At 69.8% G+C, this 20,082-nt stretch carries 31 protein-coding genes and 1 pseudogene; 31 read left to right on the top strand and 1 reads right to left on the bottom strand.

Translation table 11 applies throughout. The features are described from left to right. Positions 1–8 precede the first annotated feature (8 nt). From rplB to truA, 28 genes and pseudogenes are all read left to right on the top strand, one after another. Entirely contained in the window at positions 9–848 is an 840-nt protein-coding gene (gene rplB / locus ABD191_RS08730; protein WP_344078763.1) for a 50S ribosomal protein L2, read from the top strand. A gap of 12 nt (positions 849–860) precedes the next feature. Beyond that, positions 861–1,142 carry a 30S ribosomal protein S19 gene (gene rpsS, locus ABD191_RS08725; protein WP_344078761.1) on the top strand — a complete coding sequence of 94 codons (282 nt, stop codon included), beginning with the start codon at positions 861–863 and terminating at the stop codon, positions 1,140–1,142. 36 nt (positions 1,143–1,178) lie between these two features. Beyond that, positions 1,179–1,655 (top strand): annotated as a pseudogene (rplV, locus tag ABD191_RS08720) (50S ribosomal protein L22); the annotation flags it as partial. A gap of 119 nt (positions 1,656–1,774) precedes the next feature. Continuing rightward, on the top strand, positions 1,775–2,644 hold the full coding sequence (gene rpsC, locus ABD191_RS08715) for a 30S ribosomal protein S3 (RefSeq protein ID WP_344078759.1): 870 nt from the start codon (positions 1,775–1,777) through the stop codon (positions 2,642–2,644). A gap of 3 nt (positions 2,645–2,647) precedes the next feature. Next, a complete protein-coding gene (gene rplP / locus ABD191_RS08710) occupies positions 2,648–3,073 on the top strand; it encodes a 50S ribosomal protein L16 (RefSeq protein ID WP_344078757.1) in 426 nt (141 codons plus the stop codon). Beyond that, the gene (gene rpmC / locus ABD191_RS08705; protein ID WP_344078755.1) at positions 3,073–3,309 is read left to right on the top strand and encodes a 50S ribosomal protein L29; all 237 of its coding nucleotides are present in this window, start codon (positions 3,073–3,075) and stop codon (positions 3,307–3,309) included. The genes rplP and rpmC overlap by 1 nt, the downstream gene beginning before the upstream one ends. Continuing rightward, a complete protein-coding gene (gene rpsQ, locus ABD191_RS08700; protein ID WP_344078753.1) occupies positions 3,306–3,581 on the top strand; it encodes a 30S ribosomal protein S17 in 276 nt (91 codons plus the stop codon). Before rpmC ends, rpsQ begins: the two co-directional genes overlap by 4 nt. A gap of 98 nt (positions 3,582–3,679) precedes the next feature. Continuing rightward, the gene (rplN, locus tag ABD191_RS08695) at positions 3,680–4,048 is read left to right on the top strand and encodes a 50S ribosomal protein L14 (RefSeq protein WP_344078751.1); all 369 of its coding nucleotides are present in this window, start codon (positions 3,680–3,682) and stop codon (positions 4,046–4,048) included. Next, positions 4,045–4,365, top strand: a complete 321-nt coding sequence (gene rplX / locus ABD191_RS08690; protein ID WP_344078749.1) for a 50S ribosomal protein L24 — start codon at positions 4,045–4,047, stop codon at positions 4,363–4,365. The genes rplN and rplX overlap by 4 nt, the downstream gene beginning before the upstream one ends. After that, complete coding sequence (rplE, locus tag ABD191_RS08685; RefSeq protein WP_344078747.1) at positions 4,365–4,934, top strand: 50S ribosomal protein L5; 570 nt, start codon at positions 4,365–4,367, stop codon at positions 4,932–4,934. The genes rplX and rplE overlap by 1 nt, the downstream gene beginning before the upstream one ends. A gap of 1 nt (position 4,935) precedes the next feature. After that, on the top strand, positions 4,936–5,121 hold the full coding sequence (locus tag ABD191_RS08680) for a type Z 30S ribosomal protein S14 (RefSeq protein WP_344078745.1): 186 nt from the start codon (positions 4,936–4,938) through the stop codon (positions 5,119–5,121). 57 nt (positions 5,122–5,178) lie between these two features. Continuing rightward, positions 5,179–5,586, top strand: coding sequence for a 30S ribosomal protein S8 (rpsH, locus tag ABD191_RS08675; RefSeq protein WP_344078743.1), 408 nt, complete (start codon positions 5,179–5,181; stop codon positions 5,584–5,586). A 15-nt stretch (positions 5,587–5,601) separates the two neighbouring features. Further along, complete coding sequence (gene rplF, locus ABD191_RS08670) at positions 5,602–6,144, top strand: 50S ribosomal protein L6 (RefSeq protein WP_344078741.1); 543 nt, start codon at positions 5,602–5,604, stop codon at positions 6,142–6,144. Continuing rightward, positions 6,141–6,530 carry a 50S ribosomal protein L18 gene (gene rplR / locus ABD191_RS08665; RefSeq protein ID WP_425560686.1) on the top strand — a complete coding sequence of 130 codons (390 nt, stop codon included), beginning with the start codon at positions 6,141–6,143 and terminating at the stop codon, positions 6,528–6,530. Before rplF ends, rplR begins: the two co-directional genes overlap by 4 nt. Before the next feature lie 16 nt (positions 6,531–6,546). Further along, on the top strand, positions 6,547–7,191 hold the full coding sequence (gene rpsE, locus ABD191_RS08660) for a 30S ribosomal protein S5 (protein WP_344078739.1): 645 nt from the start codon (positions 6,547–6,549) through the stop codon (positions 7,189–7,191). Next, positions 7,191–7,373, top strand: a complete 183-nt coding sequence (gene rpmD / locus ABD191_RS08655) for a 50S ribosomal protein L30 (RefSeq protein ID WP_344078820.1) — start codon at positions 7,191–7,193, stop codon at positions 7,371–7,373. The genes rpsE and rpmD overlap by 1 nt, the downstream gene beginning before the upstream one ends. Further along, complete coding sequence (gene rplO / locus ABD191_RS08650) at positions 7,373–7,816, top strand: 50S ribosomal protein L15 (RefSeq protein WP_344078737.1); 444 nt, start codon at positions 7,373–7,375, stop codon at positions 7,814–7,816. The genes rpmD and rplO overlap by 1 nt, the downstream gene beginning before the upstream one ends. Before the next feature lie 256 nt (positions 7,817–8,072). Further along, a complete protein-coding gene (secY, locus tag ABD191_RS08645) occupies positions 8,073–9,404 on the top strand; it encodes a preprotein translocase subunit SecY (protein ID WP_344078736.1) in 1,332 nt (443 codons plus the stop codon). After that, on the top strand, positions 9,404–10,057 hold the full coding sequence (locus tag ABD191_RS08640; protein ID WP_344078734.1) for an adenylate kinase: 654 nt from the start codon (positions 9,404–9,406) through the stop codon (positions 10,055–10,057). Before secY ends, ABD191_RS08640 begins: the two co-directional genes overlap by 1 nt. A gap of 23 nt (positions 10,058–10,080) precedes the next feature. Continuing rightward, on the top strand, positions 10,081–10,899 hold the full coding sequence (gene map, locus ABD191_RS08635) for a type I methionyl aminopeptidase (RefSeq protein ID WP_425560685.1): 819 nt from the start codon (positions 10,081–10,083) through the stop codon (positions 10,897–10,899). Between the two features lie 253 nt (positions 10,900–11,152). Then, positions 11,153–11,374, top strand: coding sequence for a translation initiation factor IF-1 (gene infA, locus ABD191_RS08630; protein WP_344078731.1), 222 nt, complete (start codon positions 11,153–11,155; stop codon positions 11,372–11,374). 40 nt (positions 11,375–11,414) lie between these two features. Continuing rightward, positions 11,415–11,528, top strand: coding sequence for a 50S ribosomal protein L36 (rpmJ, locus tag ABD191_RS08625; RefSeq protein ID WP_020520458.1), 114 nt, complete (start codon positions 11,415–11,417; stop codon positions 11,526–11,528). A gap of 225 nt (positions 11,529–11,753) precedes the next feature. Beyond that, positions 11,754–12,134 carry a 30S ribosomal protein S13 gene (gene rpsM, locus ABD191_RS08620; RefSeq protein ID WP_344078728.1) on the top strand — a complete coding sequence of 127 codons (381 nt, stop codon included), beginning with the start codon at positions 11,754–11,756 and terminating at the stop codon, positions 12,132–12,134. A 21-nt stretch (positions 12,135–12,155) separates the two neighbouring features. Continuing rightward, positions 12,156–12,563: a 30S ribosomal protein S11 gene (gene rpsK, locus ABD191_RS08615; protein ID WP_344078727.1), complete on the top strand. Its 408-nt coding sequence runs from the start codon at positions 12,156–12,158 to the stop codon at positions 12,561–12,563. Positions 12,564–12,583: 20 nt separating this feature from the next. Beyond that, entirely contained in the window at positions 12,584–13,210 is a 627-nt protein-coding gene (rpsD, locus tag ABD191_RS08610; protein ID WP_344078725.1) for a 30S ribosomal protein S4, read from the top strand. Between the two features lie 95 nt (positions 13,211–13,305). Beyond that, positions 13,306–14,328, top strand: coding sequence for a DNA-directed RNA polymerase subunit alpha (locus ABD191_RS08605; protein WP_344078723.1), 1,023 nt, complete (start codon positions 13,306–13,308; stop codon positions 14,326–14,328). A gap of 31 nt (positions 14,329–14,359) precedes the next feature. Then, a complete protein-coding gene (gene rplQ, locus ABD191_RS08600) occupies positions 14,360–14,896 on the top strand; it encodes a 50S ribosomal protein L17 (RefSeq protein ID WP_344078721.1) in 537 nt (178 codons plus the stop codon). 3 nt (positions 14,897–14,899) lie between these two features. Beyond that, entirely contained in the window at positions 14,900–15,775 is an 876-nt protein-coding gene (gene truA, locus ABD191_RS08595) for a tRNA pseudouridine(38-40) synthase TruA (protein WP_344078818.1), read from the top strand. A 38-nt stretch (positions 15,776–15,813) separates the two neighbouring features. On the opposite strand, the gene ABD191_RS08590 is transcribed toward truA, so the two are convergent. Beyond that, positions 15,814–16,749 (bottom strand): hypothetical protein, encoded by a 936-nt coding sequence (locus ABD191_RS08590; RefSeq protein WP_344078720.1) that lies wholly within the window; start codon positions 16,747–16,749, stop codon positions 15,814–15,816. A 16-nt stretch (positions 16,750–16,765) separates the two neighbouring features. Here ABD191_RS08590 and ABD191_RS08585 point away from each other — a divergent pair, with 16 nt between their 5' ends. The 3 genes from ABD191_RS08585 to ABD191_RS08575 all read left to right on the top strand — a co-directional run bounded on the left by ABD191_RS08585 (position 16,766) and on the right by ABD191_RS08575 (position 20,077). Further along, a complete protein-coding gene (locus ABD191_RS08585) occupies positions 16,766–17,350 on the top strand; it encodes a hypothetical protein (RefSeq protein ID WP_344078718.1) in 585 nt (194 codons plus the stop codon). Positions 17,351–17,734: 384 nt separating this feature from the next. Beyond that, positions 17,735–18,352, top strand: a complete 618-nt coding sequence (locus ABD191_RS08580; RefSeq protein WP_344078716.1) for a class I SAM-dependent methyltransferase — start codon at positions 17,735–17,737, stop codon at positions 18,350–18,352. A 21-nt stretch (positions 18,353–18,373) separates the two neighbouring features. Continuing rightward, positions 18,374–20,077: an ABC-F family ATP-binding cassette domain-containing protein gene (locus ABD191_RS08575; protein WP_344078714.1), complete on the top strand. Its 1,704-nt coding sequence runs from the start codon at positions 18,374–18,376 to the stop codon at positions 20,075–20,077. Positions 20,078–20,082: the final 5 nt, after the last annotated feature.

The raw sequence follows: 20,082 nt of genomic DNA, 5'->3' as shown, positions 1-20,082 counted from the left end.
AATAGACAATGGCTATCCGTAAGTACAAGCCGACGACGCCGGGCCGCCGTGGCTCCAGCGTCAGCGACTTCGCGGAGATCACCCGATCGACGCCTGAGAAGTCGCTGCTGGTTCCGCTGCACAGCAAGGGCGGGCGCAACGCGCACGGCCGGGTGACCACGCGCCACCAGGGCGGCGGGCACAAGCGCCAGTACCGTCTGATCGACTTCAAGCGGGTCGACAAGGACGGCGTGCCGGCCAAGGTCGCGCACATCGAGTACGACCCCAACCGCACCGCGCGCATCGCGCTGCTGCACTACGCCGACGGCGAGAAGCGCTACATCCTCGCGCCGAAGGACATCAAGCAGGGCGACCGCATCGAGTCGGGCGTCGGCGCCGACATCAAGCCGGGCAACAACCTCCCGCTGCGCAACATCCCGGTCGGCACCACGGTGCACGCCGTGGAGCTGCGTCCGGGCGGCGGCGCCAAGATGGCCCGCTCGGCCGGGTCCGGCATCCAGCTGCTCGGCCGCGAGGGTGACTACGCCACGCTGCGTCTGCCCTCGGGTGAGATCCGGCGCGTGCTGGTCCAGTGCCGCGCGACGATCGGCGAGATCGGCAACGCCGACCAGTCCAACATCAACTGGGGCAAGGCCGGCCGTATGCGGTGGAAGGGCAAGCGCCCGACCGTCCGTGGTGTCGCGATGAACCCGATCGACCACCCGCACGGCGGTGGCGAGGGCAAGACCTCCGGCGGTCGCCACCCGGTGAACCCGAAGGGCAAGCCCGAGGGCCGCACCCGCCGCAAGGGCCAGCCGAGCGACCGCCTGATCGTCCGCCGGCGCTACGCGACGCGTAAGCGCGGCTGAGGGAGATAGAAGATGCCTCGCAGCCTGAAGAAGGGCCCGTTCATCGACGACCACCTGCTCAAGAAGGTGGAAGTCCAGAACGAGAAGAACAGCAAGAACGTCATCAAGACCTGGTCGCGCCGGTCGACGATCATCCCCGAGATGCTCGGTCACACCATCGCCGTCCACGACGGGCGCAAGCACGTCCCGGTCTTCGTGACCGAGGCGATGGTCGGGCACAAGCTCGGCGAGTTCGCGCTGACCCGCACGTTCAAGGGTCACGAGAAGGACGACCGGAAGAGCCGCCGCCGCTAAGGCGCCGCAGGACGACAGAGGATTAAGGGACACCCGATGCCAACGAAGAGCGACGCCGCAGCGCTTCCGGGCGCACGCGCAGTTGCGCGGCACGTGCGCATCTCGCCGATGAAGGCGCGCCGCGTGGTCAACCTCGTCCGCGGTCTGCCCGCGAAGGAGGCGCTCACGGTGCTGAAGTTCGCGCCGCAGGCCGCCAGCGAGCAGGTCTACAAGGTGCTCGCGAGCGCGATCGCCAACGCGGAGAACAACGAGCGCCTCGACCCCGACGCCCTGCTCGTCAGCGAGGCGTACGTGGACGAGGGCCCGACGCTGAAGCGGTTCCGGCCGCGCGCGCAGGGCCGGGCGTACCGGATCCGCAAGCGGACGTGCCACATCACCATCGCCGTGGAGAGCGTGGTCGCCGGCGACCGCCGCGGGCTGACCGTTCCCGGTCGGGCCGCCGCCGCCAAGGCCGCCCCCGTCAAGGCCACCCCGGAGACGGCCGCCGAGCCGGAGACGACCGAGGCCGCTGAGGCTCCGGCCGCCGAGGCCGCGCCGAACAACAAGGCCGCGAAGAAGGCCGCCCCGGAGGCGGCTGACACCGAGGCTGCCGAGTCCAACGCGGGCGCGGACGCCGAGAAGGAGACCGAGTAATGGGTCAGAAGGTTCACCCGATTGGGTTCCGGCTCGGCATCAGCACCGACTGGAAGTCCCGCTGGTACGCCGACAAGCTCTACAAGGACTACATCGCGGAGGACGTCAAGATCCGCAAGATGATGTCCCGCGGGCTTGAGCGCGCCGGCATCTCGAAGGTCGACATCGAGCGCACCCGCGACCGGGTCCGCATCGACATCCACACCGCCCGGCCGGGCATCGTCATCGGCCGCAAGGGTGCGGAGGCCGAGCGCATCCGCGGCGAGCTCGAGAAGCTGACCGGCAAGCAGGTCCAGCTGAACATCCTCGAGGTCAAGAACTCCGAGTCGGACGCGCAGCTGGTCGCCCAGGGCGTAGCCGAGCAGCTCTCCAGCCGGGTCAGCTTCCGCCGTGCCATGCGCAAGGCGATGCAGTCCGCCATGAAGAACCCCGTGGTCAAGGGCATCCGGGTGCAGGTCTCGGGCCGCCTCGGCGGCGCTGAGATGAGCCGCACGGAGTTCTACCGCGAGGGTCGCGTGCCGCTGCACACGCTGCGCGCCAACATCGAGTACGGCTTCTTCGAGGCCCGTACGACCTTCGGCCGCATCGGCGTGAAGGTCTGGATCTACAAGGGCGACGCCGTCCCGGGCCGTGAGGCCCCGGCCGAGGCGCCCGGCGCCCGTCCGCGCCGCGACCGGGCCGACCGGCCCGAGCGCCCGCGCGGCCGCCGTTCCGGTAGCTCCGGCACGACGGCGGGCGGCACCGAGGCTGGCCGCGCGGCCGCCGCGGAGCTCGCCGGCACCCCCACGAGCGAGGGCGCTGAGGCGCCGTCGGCCGCCCCGACCGAGGCTGTCGCCCCGGCCGAGACGACATCAGCGCAGGAGGGCTGATCCATGTTGATGCCCCGTAAGCCCCCGAACGGCTTCCGCAAGCCGCACCACCCGGACCGCCACGGCGCGTCCAAGGGTGGCAACCGGGTGGTCTTCGGCGAGTTCGGCATCCAGGCCCTGGAGCCGGCGTACGTGACCAACCGTCAGATCGAGTCGGCCCGTATCGCCATGACCCGCCACATCAAGCGTGGCGGCAAGGTCTGGATCACGGTCTTCCCGGACCGCTCGCTGACCAAGAAGCCCGCCGAGACCCGGATGGGTTCCGGTAAGGGCTCGCCCGAGTGGTGGGTGGCCAACATCAAGCCGGGCCGGGTCCTGTTCGAGATGTCGTTCCCGAACGAGACGATCGCGCGAGAGGCGATGCGACGCGCGATCCACAAGCTCCCGATGAAGTGCCGCATCGTCAAGCGCGAAGTGGGTGAGGTCTGATGGCAGCGGGTACCGTGGCCGCCGAGCTGCGTGAGCTCTCCGAGGAGGAGCTGGTCACGAAGCTGCGCGAGGCCAAGGCTGAGCTGTTCAACCTCCGCGTGCAGTCGGCCACCGGGCAGCTGGACAACAACCGGCGTCTGCAGGTTGTCCGTCGCGAGATTGCCCGTATCTACACGATCATGCGTGAGCGCGAGCTTGGGCTCTCGGCCGCGCCGACTGAGGTGACAGCGTCATGAGCGAGAACACCGAGACCACGGTGCGCGGCAGCCGCAAGGTCCGCGAAGGCCTCGTGGTGAGCGACAAGATGGACAAGACCGTGGTGGTCGCCGTCGAGGACCGGGTCAAGCACTCGCTCTACGGCAAGGTCCTGCGGCGCACCAGCAAGCTGAAGGCGCACGACGAGCAGAACGCGTGCGGCATCGGCGACCGGGTGCTGCTCATGGAGACCCGGCCGCTGTCGGCCACGAAGCGCTGGCGGGTCGTGGAGATCCTCGAGAAGGCCAAGTAGCGCAGGCCGTCCGGCAATCGCCCGGTTCCGTCCGGGCGGAGGTTCCGCCAAGCTCCGCCGGTTTCCGGTGCGAGAACTGGCAGACATAGGAGAGAGACGTGATTCAGCAGGAGTCGCGACTGCGGGTCGCCGACAACACGGGTGCGCGGGAGATTCTGTGCATCCGGGTGCTCGGCGGCTCGGGTCGGCGCTACGCCGGCATCGGCGACGTCATCGTGGCGACCGTCAAGGACGCCATCCCGGGCGCCGGTGTCAAGAAGGGCGACGTCGTCAAGGCCGTCGTCGTGCGCACCACCAAGGAGCGGCGGCGTCCCGACGGGTCGTACATCCGCTTCGACGAGAACGCGGCGGTGATCATCAAGGACGGCGGTGACCCCCGGGGCACCCGCATCTTCGGGCCGGTCGGCCGGGAGCTGCGTGACAAGCGGTTCATGAAGATCATCTCCCTCGCACCGGAGGTGTTGTGACCGTGAAGGTCAAGAAGGGCGACACGGTCATCGTCATCGCCGGCAAGGACAAGGGCGCCAAGGGCAAGGTCATCGCGGCCTACCCGCGTCAGGACAAGGTCCTTGTCGAGGGCGTGAACCGCGTCAAGAAGCACACGCGCGTGAGCACCACCCAGCGCGGCGCCAAGACCGGCGGCATCGTCACCCAGGAGGCGCCGATCCACGTCTCCAACGTGATGGTGGTCGACTCCGACGGCCAGCCGACCCGCGTCGGCTACCGCGTGGGGGACGATGGCCAGAAGGTGCGCGTCGCTCGCCGTACCGGTAAGGACCTGTGATGACGACCGCTACCACTGAGAAGATCACCCCGCGGCTCAAGACCCGCTACCGCGACGAGATCGCCTCCGCCCTGCGCGAGGAGTTCTCGTACGCGAACCCGATGCAGGTCCCGGGTCTCGTGAAGATCGTCGTGAACATGGGTGTCGGCGACGCCGCCAAGGACTCCAAGCTGATCGACGGCGCGGTCAAGGACCTCGCCGCGATCACGGGACAGAAGCCGCAGGTGCGCCGCGCGACCAAGTCCATCGCGCAGTTCAAGCTGCGCGAGGGTATGCCGATCGGCGCCAAGGTGACGCTGCGCGGCGACCGGATGTGGGAGTTCCTGGACCGGCTGCTGTCGATCGCGCTGCCGCGTATCCGCGACTTCCGCGGCCTCGACGGGCGCAAGCTCGACGGGCACGGCAACTACACGTTCGGCCTGACCGAGCAGTCGGTGTTCCACGAGATCGACCAGGACCGCATCGACCGGGTCCGGGGCATGGACATCACGATCGTGACGACCGCACAGACCGACGACGAGGGTCGGGCGCTGCTCAAGCGCCTGGGCTTCCCGTTCAAGGAGAACTGAGATGGCGAAGAAGGCGCTGATCCTCAAGGCCGCCGCGAAGCCGAAGTTCTCGGTGCGCGCCTACACCCGGTGCCAGCGGTGCGGCCGGCCCAAGTCGGTCTACCGCAAGTTCGGCCTCTGCCGGATCTGCATCCGGGAGATGGCCCACCGTGGCGAACTCCCCGGCGTGTCCAAGGCCTCCTGGTAATGAGTCTTCGCTGCAGGCCCCGAGCGGGAACCGCAGCGAGAAGGGTTTTGACCAACCATGACAATGACTGACCCGATCGCAGACATGTTGACCCGTCTGCGGAACGCCAACCAGGCGTACCACGACAAGGTCGCCATGCCCTACTCGAAGATCAAGGCGAACATCGCCGAGGTCCTCAAGGCTGAGGGCTACGTGTCGACCTGGGACGTGCAGGAGCCTGAGGAGGGCAAGGTCGGCAAGACCCTCGTGGTCGAGCTGAAGTACGGCCCGAACCGCGAGCGCAGCCTTGCCGGCATCCGCCGCGTGTCCAAGCCCGGCCTGCGGGTCTACGCCCGTTCCCAGGAGATGCCGCGGGTGCTCGGTGGCCTCGGCATCGCCATCATCTCGACCTCCCAGGGACTGTTGACCGACCGGCAGGCCCGCAAGCGGAACGTGGGCGGGGAAGTCCTCGCCTGGGTCTGGTAAGCGAGGCTTGTAACAATGTCGCGAATTGGACGTAAGCCGATCACGGTGCCCTCGAATGTCGAGGTCTCCATCGACGGCCAGACGATCAAGGTCAAGGGCCCCAAGGGCGAGCTCAGCCACGAGCTGGCCGAGCCGATCACGGCGGAGCGTGGTGAGGACGGCCAGCTGTACGTGAGCCGCCCCAACGACGAGCGCCGGGCCAAGGAGCTGCACGGCCTCAGCCGCACGCTGGTCGCCAACATGGTGGTCGGCGTGACCGAGGGCTACCGCAAGTCGCTGGAGATCGCGGGTACCGGTTACCGCGTGCAGGCCAAGGGCTCGGACCTCGAGTTCGCCCTCGGCTTCTCGCACCCGGTCCTGGTGACCCCGCCAGCTGGCATCACGTTCGCGGTGGAGCGGCCCACGCTGTTCCACGTGAGCGGGATCGACAAGCAGCTGGTCGGCGAGGTAGCCGCCAACATCCGCAAGATCCGCCCGCCGGAGCCGTACAAGGGCAAGGGCGTGAAGTACCAGGGCGAGGTCATCCGCCGCAAGGCTGGAAAGGCAGGTAAGAAGTGAGCGCGACTCTGCTCAAGCGTCGCAGCGGCGTGGCCGCCAAGCGCGCCGTCGGGCGGGCGCGGCGCCACTTCCGGGTGCGCAAGAACATCAGCGGTTCCGCCGAGCGTCCGCGCCTGGTGGTCACCCGTTCGCTGCGGCACATCACGGCCCAGGTTGTCGACGACACCAAGGGCCACACGCTGGCCTCCGCGTCGACCCTCGACACCTCGATCCGGGGTGGCGACGGCGACAAGAAGGCGCTCGCGGCCAAGGTTGGTGCGCTCGTCGCCGAGCGCGCCAAGGCCGCTGGCATCACCAAGGTGGTCTTCGACCGCGGTGGCAACCGGTACGCGGGGCGCATCGCCTCGCTCGCCGACGCCGCGCGCGAAGCCGGACTCGAGTTCTAGGAAGGAGTGGACAGATATGCCAGGTCCACAGCGCCGGGGCTCCGGGTCCGGTAACAACAGCGGCGGTTCCGAGGGCGGTGGCCGCGAGGGCCGCGGCGGCCGGGGCGGTCGCGACGGCGGCCGGGGCGGCCGCGACATGGCGGAGAAGACCCCGCACCTTGAGCGGGTCGTCACCATCAACCGTGTCGCCAAGGTCGTCAAGGGCGGTCGCCGCTTCAGCTTCACCGCGCTCGTCGTGGTGGGCGACGGCGACGGCACCGTCGGCGTCGGCTACGGCAAGGCCAAGGAGGTGCCCGCGGCGATCGCCAAGGGTGTCGAGGAGGCCAAGAAGCACTTCTTCAAGGTGCCCCGCATCGCTTCCTCCATCCCGCACCCCGTGCAGGGCGAGGACGCGGCCGGCGTCGTGCTGCTCAAGCCGGCCTCGGCCGGTACGGGCGTCATCGCCGGCGGCCCGGTGCGCGCCGTGCTGGAGTGCGCGGGCATCCACGACGTGCTCTCGAAGAGCCTCGGCTCCTCCAACCCGATCAACATCGTGCACGCGACCGTGGCGGCCCTGAAGGCCCTCGAGTCCCCGGAGGCGGTGGCCGCGCGCCGTGGCCTGCCGGTCGAGGACGTGGCGCCGACGCGCATGCTGCAGGCGCGTGCGGGAGTGGGTGCGTGATGGCGCGTCTGAAGGTCACCCAGGTTCGGTCCGACATCGGTGCCAAGCACAACCAGCGCGAGTCGCTGCGTTCGCTGGGCCTCAAGCGGATCAACGACGTGGTGGTGAAGGAGGACCGTCCCGAGATTCGGGGCATGATCTTCAAGGTCAGCCACCTCGTGCAGGTCGAGGAGGTTGAGTAATGACGATCAAGGTTCACCACCTGCGTCCGGCCCCGGGCGCCAAGACCGCGAAGACCCGCGTGGGTCGCGGTGAGGGCTCCAAGGGCAAGACCGCGGGCCGCGGCACCAAGGGCTCGAAGGCCCGTAAGAACATCTCGGCCGCGTTCGAGGGTGGGCAGATGCCCATCCACATGCGCCTGCCGAAGATGAAGGGCTTCAAGAACAACAACAAGGTCGTCTTCCAGGTCGTCAACCTGGACCGCCTCGCCGAGCTGTTCCCGCAGGGCGGCCAGGTCGGTCCGGTGGAGCTGGTGGAGGCCGGCGCGGTCCGCAAGGGCCAGCCGGTCAAGGTGCTGGGCACCGGCGACCTCGGCGGTGTGAAGTTCCAGGTTTCGGCGCACGCTTTCAGCGCGTCGGCCAAGGACAAGATCGCCGCCGCCGGCGGCTCCACCACGGAGCTGTAGGTACAGGCACCGCAGGTCGTGGCGCCCATCGGCATGCATGGCATGATGGGCGCCGCGGCCGGCATCGCTGCTGGTGGCGTCCCCCCGGGCGGTCATCCATCCAGCGAAGTCACTACCCGCCTAACTGAATCTCAGCCGGGCTGTTAAAGTCGGCGTTCGCACTCCCTGCCCGTCCGGGTTCCTGGCCGGGCACTCCCGAAGGTCCCGTCCCCCGCCGCGTCCGAATAGACGGCGGTTGTTGCGCAGGAGGAAGAAGTTGCTCTCCGCCTTTCTCAGTGCGTTCCGCACGCCTGACCTGCGCAAGAAGCTGCTATTCACAGTAGCGATCATCGCGGTCTACCGGCTGGGTGCGACGATGCCGAGCCCGGGCGTCTCGTACAGCCACGTGCAGAAGTGCATCGACATCGTTCAGGGTGCCGACACCAGCAACGGCGTGTTCACCCTCCTGAACCTCTTCTCCGGCGGCGCGCTGCTGCAGCTGTCCGTTTTCGCGCTGGGCATCATGCCCTACATCACCGCGAGCATCATCCTTCAGCTCCTCACCGTGGTCATCCCGCGGCTTGAGCAGCTCAAGAAGGAGGGCCAGTCCGGCCAGGCGAAGATCACGCAGTACACCCGGTACCTGACGCTCGGCCTCGCCGTGCTGCAGGCCTCGGCGTTCGTCGCGCTCGCCCGCTCCGGCCAGCTGTTCAGCAACCTCTGCAACACCCCGGACACCACGATCATCCCCGAGACCAAGCTCGGCATGCCGCTCACGTTGGTCACTCTGGTGATCACGATGACCGCTGGCACCGGCGTGGTCATGTGGCTGGGCGAGCTCATCACCGACCGGGGCGTCGGCAACGGCATGTCCGTCCTGATCTTCACCTCGATCGCGGCCCGCCTCCCCACGGAGGGCATCCAGATCTGGCAGAAGAGCCCGTACAACTTCTTCGCGGTCCTCGCCATCGGCATCGTGGTCATCACCGGTGTCGTCTGGATCGAGCAGGCGCAGCGCCGGGTCCCGGTGCAGTACGCGAAGCGGATGATCGGGCGGCGCATGTACGGCGGCACGTCCACGTACATCCCGCTCAAGGTCAACCAGGCCGGTGTCATCCCCGTCATCTTCGCCTCGTCGCTGCTCTACCTCCCGCAGCTGGCGCTGGGCTTCATGGACGCGGAGAACCCGAGCCAGGTCTACAAGATCATCAACAACTACGTGGTCAACCCGAGCAGCTGGGTCAACATCTCGCTGTACTTCCTGCTGATCATCTTCTTCACGTACTTCTACGTCGGGATCACGTTCAACCCGACCGAGGTCGCGGACAACATGAAGAAGTACGGCGGGTTCGTCCCGGGCATCCGACCGGGCAAGCCGACCGCGGAGTACCTGGACTTCATCCTCAGCCGCATCACCCTGCCGGGCGCCCTGTATCTTGGCATCATCTCTGTTCTGCCGAACCTGTTCATCGGGCTCGCGGGCGGGGCCAAGCAGAACTTCCCGTTCGGTGGCACCGCCGTGCTGATCATCGTTGGTGTGGGTCTGGAGACGGTCAAGCAGATCGAGAGCCAGCTCATGCAGCGTAACTACGAAGGGTTCCTGCGCTAGTGCGGTTGGTCCTGGTCGGCCCGCCGGGCGCGGGCAAGGGAACGCAGGCGGAGTTCATCGCCGCCCATCTGTCCGTGCCCAAGATCTCCACGGGTGACATCTTCCGCGCGAACGTGTCCGAGGGCACGCCGCTCGGCGTGGAGGCCAAGCGGTACATGGACGCGGGGCAGCTCGTGCCGGACGAGGTCACGATCAACATGGTCCGCGAGCGGCTGGGCGAGGCGGACGCCGCCGACGGTTTCCTGCTCGACGGGTTCCCCCGCACGGTCCCGCAGGCCGCCGCGCTGGACAAGCTGCTGGCCGATCTCGGCGACTCGCTCGACCTGGTGCTCGAACTCATCGTGGACGAGGACGAGGTCGTGCGCCGCATCGCCGGCCGCCGGCAGTGCCGGGGCTGCCAGAAGACCTGGCACGTGGAGTTCGACCCGCCGAGTCACGACGGCGTGTGCGACCGGTGCGGCGGCGAGCTCTACCAGCGCGACGACGACAAGGTCGAGGTCATCGAGGAGCGCCTGCGGGTGTACCGGCGCGACACCGCGCCATTGATCGACTACTACGGGGCCCAGGGCAAGCTGGTGGGGATCGACGCCACCGGCCCGGTTGAGGATGTCACCGTCCGTGCCATCGACGCCCTGCGGTCCTACGGAGGCTGACGCCCCGCGTGTTCCGACGAGCTATGGATATTCAGTACAAAACCCCAGCGCAGATCGACAAGATGCGCGCGGCCGGTCTGGTCGTCGCGTCGGCCCTCGCCGCCATTCGCGAGGCCATCGCGCCCGGCGTGTCGACCGCCGACCTCGACGCCATCGCCGCCCGGGTCATCCGGGACGCCGGCGCGGTCCCGTCGTTCCTGGGCTACCACGGCTACCCGGCGACGATCTGCGCCTCCGTCAACAGCCAGGTCGTGCACGCCATCCCCAGCGCGGGCCAGGTGCTGCACGAGGGTGACCTGATCTCCGTCGACTGCGGCGCCATCCTCGACGGCTGGCACGGCGACTCGGCGATCACCGTGGGCGTCGGCGAGATCGCGCCGGAGTTGACGAGGCTCGCGCGGGTCTGCGAGGACTCGTTGTGGGCCGGCATCGCGGCCGCCGCCAAGGGTGTCCGCAAGGGCGGCAAGCTCACGGACATCTCCCACGCGGTCGAGGTCGCCGTCCGCGGCGGCGGGCGCTTCGGGATCGTCGACGGGTACGGCGGCCACGGCATCGGCACGGAGATGCACCAGGACCCCCATGTGCTCAACCACGGCCGCCCCGGCAAGGGCCCCAAGCTCGTACCGGGACTCGTCCTCGCCATCGAGCCCATGATCACGCTGGGTTCGCCGCGTACGGTGGAACTGTCCGACGGCTGGACCGTCGTGACGCAGGACGGCTCCCGCGCCGCGCACACCGAGCACACGGTCGCCCTCCTGGAGGACGGGGCCTGGGTGCTCACCGCCGAGGACGGCGGCGTCTCCCGCCTGGGCGAGCTGGCCTCCGCCCGGGCCCGCGCCTGATCCCCTACCGGGTGTGACGCGCCCGACCTCGGGTGCCGAGGGGGCCGGTTTGCTGTGGATCTGTTCCGGCGCGTACACTGCCTAATGGCGCACAGCGTCCACTCCGGCATGCCCGCCTAGCGCTTCTCGGCGGCGACTGCCGGAGCCGCGGCTGGCGCGGATGACGACCCTCTCGTGATTCGCGAACTGGACGTGGTGTGCCGGCGGCAGAGCGCCGTCGAAGCAGCAGACCCGACGTCAGGTAGCGGAGGATATGCCGAAGAAGGACGGGGCCATCGAGATCGAGGGCCGAGTTATTGAGCCACTCCCGAACGCCATGTTCCGGGTGGAGCTCTCCAATGGCCACAAGGTCTTGGCTCACATCAGCGGCAAGATGCGTCAGCACTACATCCGCATCCTGCCCGAGGACAGGGTTGTCGTCGAGCTTTCGCCGTACGACCTCACCCGCGGGCGGATCGTCTACCGATACAAGTAACGGGTCGGTCAGTGTCCGTTCACACGAAGTAAGGCGAACCGTGAAGGTCAAGCCGAGCGTTAAGAAGATCTGCAACAAGTGCCGGGTCATCCGGCGCCACGGCCGGGTCATGATCATTTGTGACGACCCGCGCCACAAGCAGCGCCAGGGCTGAGCTGGAAGGTCGCAGACCTTCCTCCGGAGAAGAGCAGTCCTCCGGAAGGCTTGCCAGCTACCCCGCGCTGTCACAACTGCAAGGCTCGTTCCAGCCGCGAGCAGCCGCCCGTCAGGGCGTATTCGCGTGCTTACCCTCGGCCCGGAGGCCGGGGCCCCGAGAACAGACCCGGGGACGGAGCGGGCACAGACCTCCGAAGGGCACATTCAAGGAGTACGCCCACACATGGCACGTCTAGTCGGCGTTGACCTCCCCCGCGAGAAGCGGATGGAGATCGCGCTCACCTATATCTTCGGGATCGGCCGCACCCGCGCGGCGGAGACGCTCGCCGCCACCGGCATCGACCCGAGCAAGCGAGCCAAAGACCTGACCGACGAGGAAGTCGTGCAGCTGCGCGACTACATCGAGGGCAACTTCAAGGTCGAGGGTGACCTGCGCCGCGAGGTCGCCGCGGACATCCGGCGCAAGGTCGAGATCGGCTGCTACGAGGGCATCCGCCACCGCCGTGGCCTGCCCGTGCGCGGTCAGCGCACCCGGACCAACGCGCGTACCCGCAAGGGTCCCAAGCGCACGGTGGCCGGCAAGAAGAAGCCCGGCAAGAAGTAAGACTGAGGAGCGCAGAGACTTATGCCGCCTAAGGCACGCACGGGCGCGGCCGTCAAGAAGGTCCGCCGCAAGGAACGCAAGAACGTCTCCCACGGGCAGGCGCACATCAAGAGCACCTTCAACAACACCATCGTGTCCATCACGGACCCGACCGGTGCGGTGATCTCGTGGGCGTCCGCCGGCCAGGTGGGTTTCAAGGGCTCGCGCAAGTCGACCCCGTTCGCCGCGCAGCTGGCCGCCGAGGCCGCCGCTCGTCGCGCGATGGAGCACGGCATGCGCAAGGTCGACGTCTTCGTGAAGGGCCCGGGCTCGGGCCGCGAGACCGCCATCCGTTCGTTGACGGCCGCCGGCCTCGAGGTCGGCGCGATCGCCGACGTGACGCCGCAGCCGCACAACGGGTGCCGTCCGCCGAAGCGTCGTCGGGTCTGAGGCCAGGGGAGATATAGACAATGGCTCGTTACACAGGTGCCGACTGCCGCCGCTGCCGGCGCGAGAAGATGAAGCTGTTCCTCAAGGGCAGCAAGTGCGATGGTCCGAAGTGCCCCTTCGAGTCGCGCCCCTTCCCGCCCGGCCAGCACGGCCGTGGTCGCTCGAAGGACACCGAGTACCTGCTGCAGCTGCGTGAGAAGCAGAAGGCCCGCCGCATCTACGGTGTGCTGGAGAAGCAGTTCCGCACGTACTACGAGGAGGCCAACCGGCGCTCCGGCAAGACCGGTGAGGAGCTGCTCAAGATCCTTGAGTCGCGCCTCGACAACGTGGTCTACCGGGCCGGCTACGCCAAGTCCCGCGACATGGCCCGCCAGCTGGTCAAGCACGGTCACTTCACGGTGAACGGCAAGAAGGTCGACATCCCGTCGTTCCGCGTCACCGAGCACGACATCGTGCAGGTGCGCGAGAAGTCGGCGGAGCTGACCCCGTTCATCGTGGCCCGCGCCGAGGCCGGCAGCCGGACCGTTCCGGCCTGGCTGGAGGCCGTCCCCAGCCAGTTGAAGATCCTCATTCACACGCTCCCGAGCCGGCAGGTCATCGACACGCAGGTCCAGGAGCAGCTGATCGTCGAGCTCTACTCCAAGTAGGGCTCGATCCGCCCCGCCCGGTCCGCCGGGCGGGGCGGACACACTCTCCGACGGGCGTCATATAGCGGTCGCCCCGACAGAAAAGAGAAACAGAAGTGCTCATCTCGCAGCGACCGACCCTCACCGAGGAGTCGATCAACGAGACCCGCTCCCGGTTCACCATCGAGCCGCTGGAGCCCGGCTTCGGGTACACGCTGGGCAACTCCCTGCGCCGCACCCTGCTGAGCTCGATCCCGGGCGCCGCCGTCACCAGCATCAAGATCGACGGCGTGCTGCACGAGTTCACCACGATCCCCGGTGTCAAGGAGGACGTGGTCGAGCTGGTCATGAACGTCAAGGACCTCTGCGTCTCCTCGGAGCACGACGAGCCGGTCTCGATGTACCTGCGCAAGCAGGGCCCCGGTGACATCACCGCGGGCGACATCCAGCCTCCGTCGGGCGTCCAGGTGCACAACGCCGACCTCAAGCTCGCCACGCTCAACGGCAAGGGCCGGGTCGACATGGAGCTCACGGTCGAGCGCGGCCGCGGCTACGTCAGCGCCGCGCAGAACAAGCAGCAGGGCCAGGAGATCGGCCGCATCCCGGTCGACTCGATCTACTCGCCGGTGCTCAAGGTGACGTACCGGGTCGAGGCGACCCGTGTCGAGCAGCGCACCGACTTCGACCGCCTGGTCCTCGACGTCGAGACCAAGCCGTCGATCTCGCCGCGCACGGCGCTGGCCAGCGCCGGCTCCACCCTCGTCGAGCTGTTCGGGCTCGCCCGCGAGCTGGACGAGACCGCCGAGGGCATCGACATCGGCCCGTCGCCGCAGGACGCGCAGCTCGCTGCCGACCTGGCGCTGCCGATCGAGGAGCTGGACCTCACCGTCCGGTCGTACAACTGCCTCAAGCGCGAGGGGATCAACTCGGTTGGCGAGCTGATCGGCCGCACGGAGGCGGACCTGCTCGATATAAGGAATTTCGGGCAGAAGTCGATCGACGAGGTCAAGATGAAGCTGGCCGGCATGGGCCTGGGTCTCAAGGACTCGGCGCCGGTCTTCGACCCCGCTCACGTCGTGGACACCTTCGCCGACGTCGATTACGACGGCGAGGACTACCGCGAGACCGAGCAGCTGTAGTCCTTACCAAAACGACGAAGGAGCACCACCGATGCCCACGCCGACCAAGGGTCCCCGCCTCGGCGGCTCGCCCGCGCACGAGCGGCTGATGCTGGCGAACCTGGCCACGTCGCTGTTCAAGCACGGCAAGATCACCACGACGGAGACGAAGGCGAAGCGCCTGCGTCCGCTGGCCGAGCAGCTGATCACCAAGGCCAAGCGCGGTGACCTGCACTCGCGTCGTCGGGTGCTCACCGTGATCCACGACAAGGACGTGGTCTACACGCTCTTCGACGAGATCGCGCCGCGTTACACCAACCGGCCGGGTGGCTACACCCGCATCATCAAGGCCGGCGTGCGCAAGGGTGACGCTGCCCCGATGGCGATCATCGAGCTGGTCGAGGAGCTGCAGGTGGCTGCCCCGGCGCCGGCCAAGAAGGCCGCCGCCCGCAAGGCGACCAAGCAGGAGGCCGTCGCCGCGCTCGCCGGTGACACCGACGAGACCCCGGTCGACGCCGACACCGACTCCGGTGCCGCGGCCGCCAAGGGTCCGGAGGAGCCCGCCGAGGGCGCCGACGACAAGGCCTGACCGATCAGCGCAAGCGCGACGGGTCCGACTCCCCTCACCGGGGGGTCGGACCCGTCTCACGTTCGACTTCTGCTCCGCGTCAGCTACGACGGCACGGACTTCTCGGGGTGGGCCGCCCAGCCGGGCCGGCGTACGGTCGCGGGCGTCCTGACCGACACGCTCGACCGGGTCCTCCGGGGCGTCGAGGGCCTCACGGTCGCCGGCCGTACGGACGCCGGTGTGCACGCCACGGGGCAGGTCTGCCACGTGGAGGTGCCGGCCGCCGGGTGGGCCCGCGTGGGCGCCTCGCTCGTACCCCGGCTTTCGGGCCTGCTGCCTGCGGACGTCCGGGTGTACGCGGCGGGTGAGGCGCCCGAGGGGTTCGACGCGCGGTTCTCGGCGCTGTACCGCCGGTACGAGTACCGGGTGAGCGACGCCCCGTGGGGCGCCCCGCCGCTGCGCCACCGCGACACCCTCGCCTGGCCCCGCCCGCTCGACCTGGACCGGCTGACCGCGGCCGCCGACGGACTGACCGGGCATCACGACTTCGCGGCCTTCTGCAAGCGCAAGGAGCACGCGACCACGGTCCGCACGCTGACCCGCTTCGCGTGGCGCCGCGAGCCTGACGGCATCCTCGTGGCGACCGTGCAGGCGGACGCGTTCTGCCAGGCCATGGTCCGCAGTCTGGTCGGCGCCCTGCTGGCCGTGGGGGAGGGCCGGCGCGAGCCCGCCTGGCCCGCGGCGCTGCTGGCGCGGCGGGAGCGTGCCGACGAGGTGATGGTGGCGCCCCCGCACGGGCTCACCCTGGTCGAGGTGGCCTATCCGTCCGACGCGGACCTGGCGGCTCAGGCGGAGCTGACCCGCCGCCGACGCGACCCGGTACCCCCGCCGGGGACGTAGGCAGCGTCGGGCCCGGTCCGCGCAGACCCGTAGGTGGGTCAGCCGCCGGAGGCGGGCGGGGACGGTGTCGGGGCGGCGCTCGCCATCGCGTCCTTGTCGAGCGCCCAGTTGGCGATCACCTTGTCGCGCAGGTACGTCTCGACCGTGTCGTAGATGATCACCCTGGGGTACGGGTCGTTCTTCGTGAACTCCTTGCCGTCCGAGCGGGCGATCACGCAGTACACCAGGAAGTGGCCGTCGGCGTCCCAGGCGAGCTGGGTCGGTGCCCGGCCGAGCACCTTCGTGGCCGACGTCGAGATGTATCCGGTGAACCGGCCCTTGCCCTGGTCGACATAGGTCTTGATCTCTTCGTGGGCCTGCCGGGCCGCGACGTCGTCCTTGAGGTTGAACACGCCGAACGTGACCAGGTAGTTCTTGTCCTCGGTGCGCGCGGTCGCCCGGATCAGCTGATTGCAGCCCAGGCTGCGCAGCATCTTGCCGAGTTCGCCGGTCGCGCCCGCCCGACAGTCCTTGAGCACCTGCGCGTTGCCGATCATCGCGTAGTTCGGCACGCCTGGGCCGATCTCGATCTGTTTGCTGGGGAAGACGTCGGCCACGGTCATGGCCTTCGGGTCGACCTTGCGGTCGCTGATGTCGCGGGTGGGCGGCGCGCTGGTCGGCGGAACCGCGGTCTTGCGGGTGTCCTGCTGCGCGTCCAGGAACATCGTGCGCAGGCTCACCCCACACACGGCGATGACGGTCACGACGGCCACGGCGGCGACGCTGACCACCCAGCGCCGGTGATGCGGGGCCGCCTTCAGCAGCCGCTCGGGCACCACGCCGTTGAGCATCTCGGAGCCGATGCCGAGCTGCTTGGCCTGGACGCGCAGGACGGACGGGGCCTCGCCGGGTGTCCGCGGGCCGGTCGCCGCCCGGCGCGCGTCGGCGGCCGCGGCGCTCGCCGCCAGCCGGCCGGTCGCCAGCACGCCGGTCACTGTCGGATCCGATGTGGTGGCCGGCAGCCCGGGCGGACCGGACCGCGGCGCCGCCGGCGGACCCGAACGCGGCGCGGGCGCGGGCGGCCCCGAGCGCGGCCGGGCGGCCCCGGAGGTGGGGGCACCGGAGGGTGGTGCGGCGGAGTGTGGTGCGGCGGTGGGCGGCGAGGTGCCGTTGTCGGGCGGCCCGGAGCGTGGCCGGGCGCCGCCCGCGGCCGGCGCGCCCGAGTGGGGCGGCGGGGTGATGCCGCGCGGCGGCGCGGGCTGTCCCGATCGCGGCGGTGCGGGTGGTCCCGATCGCGGCGGTGCGGGTGGTCCCGATCGGGGCGGTGCGGGTGGTCCCGATCGGGGCGGTGCGGGTGGTCCGGACCGGGGCGGTGCGGGCGGTCCCGAGTGGGGCGGTGCGGGTGGTCCCGAGTGCGGTCGTGCCGGCGGGGCCGAGAGCGGCGCGCTGGCCGCCCCGGGCCCGGAGGTGGGCGCCTGGGGCGTGAACCCGGCTGGCGGGGGCGGCTGCGGGACCTTGCGGACGGTCGGGATGAAGCGGGTCGACAGCGAGTCGCCGCGGGCGCTGCGTGGGCCGGCCGGCGGGCCGCTGGCCTGAGTCAGCCAGCTCGGCACGGTGGACGGCGGACCGGGCGGGGTCTGCGAGATGCGTGGCTGCCCGGGCGATTCCACCGGCCGCCCGGCCACCTGACCGCCGCCGGTGCCCCGGCCACCCGTGCGGCGGCCGTCGGTCCCGGGACGGTCCCGGTCACTTCGCGCGGGGCCCGCGCCGCGGGTGAGTTCCCAGGCGCTCGGCCCGTCGCCCGCGGGGGCAGGCCGTGACGTGTCGGCGTCGCCGTCGTCAGCGGCTCGTCGGCGCGCGGGCCGATCGTCCGCCGGCGGACCGTACCGGTACGTCATGGCGCTCAGGTTACCCAACCGTGTGACCCCTGGGGGCCTGGCGTCGGTGGCCCGAACGAGGGGCTGGTGAAGAATGGCGCCCATGGCCGCTGAGCATTACTTCACCGCCGAGCCGACCGCGCCGGCCCGGGCGGGCGAGGTGCGGTTCTCCGTCGCGGGGCACGATTTCCAGCTCGCGGCGGCGGGCGGGGTGTTCTCGGCGGACCGGCTGGACCCGGGTACGGGCGTGCTGCTGCGCAAGGCGGAGCTGCCCGACGGGGAGGCCGACGGCGCCTTTCTGGACCTCGGCTGCGGGTACGGGCCCATCGCGGTCGTCCTGGCCACCGTGGCGCCCCGCGCGACCATCTACGCGGTCGACGTCAACGAGCGGGCGCTCGCCTTGGCCCGGCAGAACGCGCGGGGCCTGAACGTCATCACAGGTACGCCCGACAGCGTGCCCGAGGGCGTGCGCTTCGCGGAGATCTGGTCGAACCCGCCCATCCGGGTCGGCAAGTCCGACCTGCACGAGCTGCTGTCGCGATGGCTGCCCCGGCTGGCCCCCGACGGGGTGGCGTGGCTGGTCGTGGGCCGGCACCTCGGCGCGGACTCGCTGGCCGAATGGCTCGTCGCGCAGGGCTGGGCGGTGGCCCGCCACGCCAGCCAGAAGGGTTTTCGCGTGCTGCGGGTAACGCCTGTGGATAACGAGTTGAGTCGCCCGTAGCGACCAGGCACTATTCCGGCCGTGGGTTATGTGGATATCGCCGGAGTGGCGCACACGCTGCCGGACGGCCGGCAGCTCTTCTCCGACGTCAGCTTCCGGGTCGGGGAGGGGGCCAAGGTCGCGCTCGTGGGCCCCAACGGCGCTGGCAAGACCACGCTGCTGCGCATGGTCGCGGGCGACCTCAACCCGCAGAAGGGTGTCATCGCCCGGGCTGGTGGCCTGGGCGTCATGCGCCAGTTCATCGGTCAGATCGGCGCCGGCGGCAGCACGTACTGGGATTCTCCCGACCGTACGCTCCAAGATCTTGCCTTGAGCCTCGCGGAGCCGGCGGTCCGCGCGGCGGGCGAGAAACTCGCGGCCGCGGAGGAGGCGCTCGCGCGGGCCGAGGCCCGCGGCAAGTTCAGCACCGCGTCGCAGAAGGCCCAGATGGAGTACGCGCACGCGCTGGCGACGTGGGGCGAATCCGGCGGGTACGAGGCGGAGGTCCTGTTCGACACGGCGGCGGTCTCCGCCGTCGGCAAGCCGTGGGACGAGGTCAAGCTGCGGCCGGTGCGGACCCTGTCGGGCGGCCAGCAGAAGCGCTTCGCGCTCGTCCTGCTGCTGCGCAGCGCCAACGAGGTGCTGCTGCTCGACGAGCCGGACAACTTCCTGGACGTGCCCGCCAAGCGCTGGCTGGAGGCGGAGCTGAAGGAGTCCGACAAGTCCGTACTGTTCGTGTCCCACGACCGCGAGCTGCTCGCGGAGACCGCCACCCGCGTGGTCGCGGTCGAGGGCGGCAGCGCGTGGACCCACCCCGGCGGGTTCGCCACCTGGCACGCGGCCCGCGAGGCGCGCTACGACAAGCTCGACGAGCAGCGCCGCCGGTGGGACGAGGAGCATCAGAAGCTCAAGGACCTTGTCGTCATGTACAAGCAGAAGGCGGCCTACAACTCCGACATGGCCTCCCGGCTGCAATCGGCACGCACCCGCCTGGCGCGGTTCGAGGAGGCCGGCCCGCCCGAGCTGCGGCCCAAGGAGCAGACGATCAAGATGCGCCTGCAGGGCGGGCGCACCGGCAAGCGCGCGATCGTCTGCGAGCAGCTGGAGCTGGACAACCTGACGTACCCCTTCGATCTTGAAGTCTGGTACGGCGACCGGGTCGCGGTGCTCGGCGCGAACGGCACCGGCAAGTCGCACTTTCTCCGCCTGCTCGCCCGGGGCGGCACCGACCCGGACCTGGACGCCACCCCGGTCGACGGCGCGATCCTCGCCCCGGTGTCGCACCACGGCGTCGCGCGGCTCGGGGCGCGGGTGCGGCCCGGGCACTTCTCGCAGACCCACGACCGGCCCGACCTCGCCGACAAGACGCTGCTGGAGGTGCTCTGGCGCGGCGACGAGCACCGCACCGGCCTGCCGCGCGGGGAGGCGACCAAGGCGCTGTCGCGCTACGAGCTGGCCGGTCAGGGCGAGCAGAGGTTCGCCACGCTCTCCGGCGGGCAGCAGGCGCGGTTCCTGGTGCTGCTACTGGAACTGTCCGGGGCGACGCTGCTGCTGCTCGACGAGCCGACCGACAACCTCGACCTGGCCAGCGCGGAGGCGCTGGAGGAGGGCCTGTCGGCGTTCTCCGGCACGGTGGTGGCGGTCACCCACGACCGGTGGTTCGCCCGGTCGTTCAACCGGTACGTGCTCTTCGGCGGCGACGGCGAGGTCACGGAGACGCCGGAGCCGGTCTGGGACGTGCGCTGACGCCG

Source organism: Luedemannella helvata, from assembly GCF_039528415.1.
GTDB classification, from domain to species: Bacteria; Actinomycetota; Actinomycetes; order Mycobacteriales; family Micromonosporaceae; genus Luedemannella; species Luedemannella helvata.
This window is presented reverse-complemented; position numbering and strand designations above follow the sequence as displayed.

Bases quoted from the DNA above. Each gene is read 5' to 3' on its own strand.
- rplB (WP_344078763.1), top strand. From the start codon at position 9: ATGGCTATCCGTAAGTACAAGCCGACGACGCCGGGCCGCCGTGGCTCC.
- rpsS (WP_344078761.1), top strand. From the start codon at position 861: ATGCCTCGCAGCCTGAAGAAGGGCCCGTTCATCGACGACCACCTGCTC.
- rpsC (WP_344078759.1), top strand. From the start codon at position 1,775: ATGGGTCAGAAGGTTCACCCGATTGGGTTCCGGCTCGGCATCAGCACC.
- rplP (WP_344078757.1), top strand. From the start codon at position 2,648: ATGTTGATGCCCCGTAAGCCCCCGAACGGCTTCCGCAAGCCGCACCAC.
- rpmC (WP_344078755.1), top strand. From the start codon at position 3,073: ATGGCAGCGGGTACCGTGGCCGCCGAGCTGCGTGAGCTCTCCGAGGAG.
- rpsQ (WP_344078753.1), top strand. From the start codon at position 3,306: ATGAGCGAGAACACCGAGACCACGGTGCGCGGCAGCCGCAAGGTCCGC.
- rplE (WP_344078747.1), top strand. From the start codon at position 4,365: ATGACGACCGCTACCACTGAGAAGATCACCCCGCGGCTCAAGACCCGC.
- ABD191_RS08680 (WP_344078745.1), top strand. From the start codon at position 4,936: ATGGCGAAGAAGGCGCTGATCCTCAAGGCCGCCGCGAAGCCGAAGTTC.
- rpsH (WP_344078743.1), top strand. From the start codon at position 5,179: ATGACAATGACTGACCCGATCGCAGACATGTTGACCCGTCTGCGGAAC.
- rplF (WP_344078741.1), top strand. From the start codon at position 5,602: ATGTCGCGAATTGGACGTAAGCCGATCACGGTGCCCTCGAATGTCGAG.
- rpsE (WP_344078739.1), top strand. From the start codon at position 6,547: ATGCCAGGTCCACAGCGCCGGGGCTCCGGGTCCGGTAACAACAGCGGC.
- rpmD (WP_344078820.1), top strand. From the start codon at position 7,191: ATGGCGCGTCTGAAGGTCACCCAGGTTCGGTCCGACATCGGTGCCAAG.
- rplO (WP_344078737.1), top strand. From the start codon at position 7,373: ATGACGATCAAGGTTCACCACCTGCGTCCGGCCCCGGGCGCCAAGACC.
- map (WP_425560685.1), top strand. From the start codon at position 10,081: ATGGATATTCAGTACAAAACCCCAGCGCAGATCGACAAGATGCGCGCG.
- infA (WP_344078731.1), top strand. From the start codon at position 11,153: ATGCCGAAGAAGGACGGGGCCATCGAGATCGAGGGCCGAGTTATTGAG.
- rpsM (WP_344078728.1), top strand. From the start codon at position 11,754: ATGGCACGTCTAGTCGGCGTTGACCTCCCCCGCGAGAAGCGGATGGAG.
- rpsK (WP_344078727.1), top strand. From the start codon at position 12,156: ATGCCGCCTAAGGCACGCACGGGCGCGGCCGTCAAGAAGGTCCGCCGC.
- rpsD (WP_344078725.1), top strand. From the start codon at position 12,584: ATGGCTCGTTACACAGGTGCCGACTGCCGCCGCTGCCGGCGCGAGAAG.
- rplQ (WP_344078721.1), top strand. From the start codon at position 14,360: ATGCCCACGCCGACCAAGGGTCCCCGCCTCGGCGGCTCGCCCGCGCAC.
- ABD191_RS08580 (WP_344078716.1), top strand. From the start codon at position 17,735: ATGGCCGCTGAGCATTACTTCACCGCCGAGCCGACCGCGCCGGCCCGG.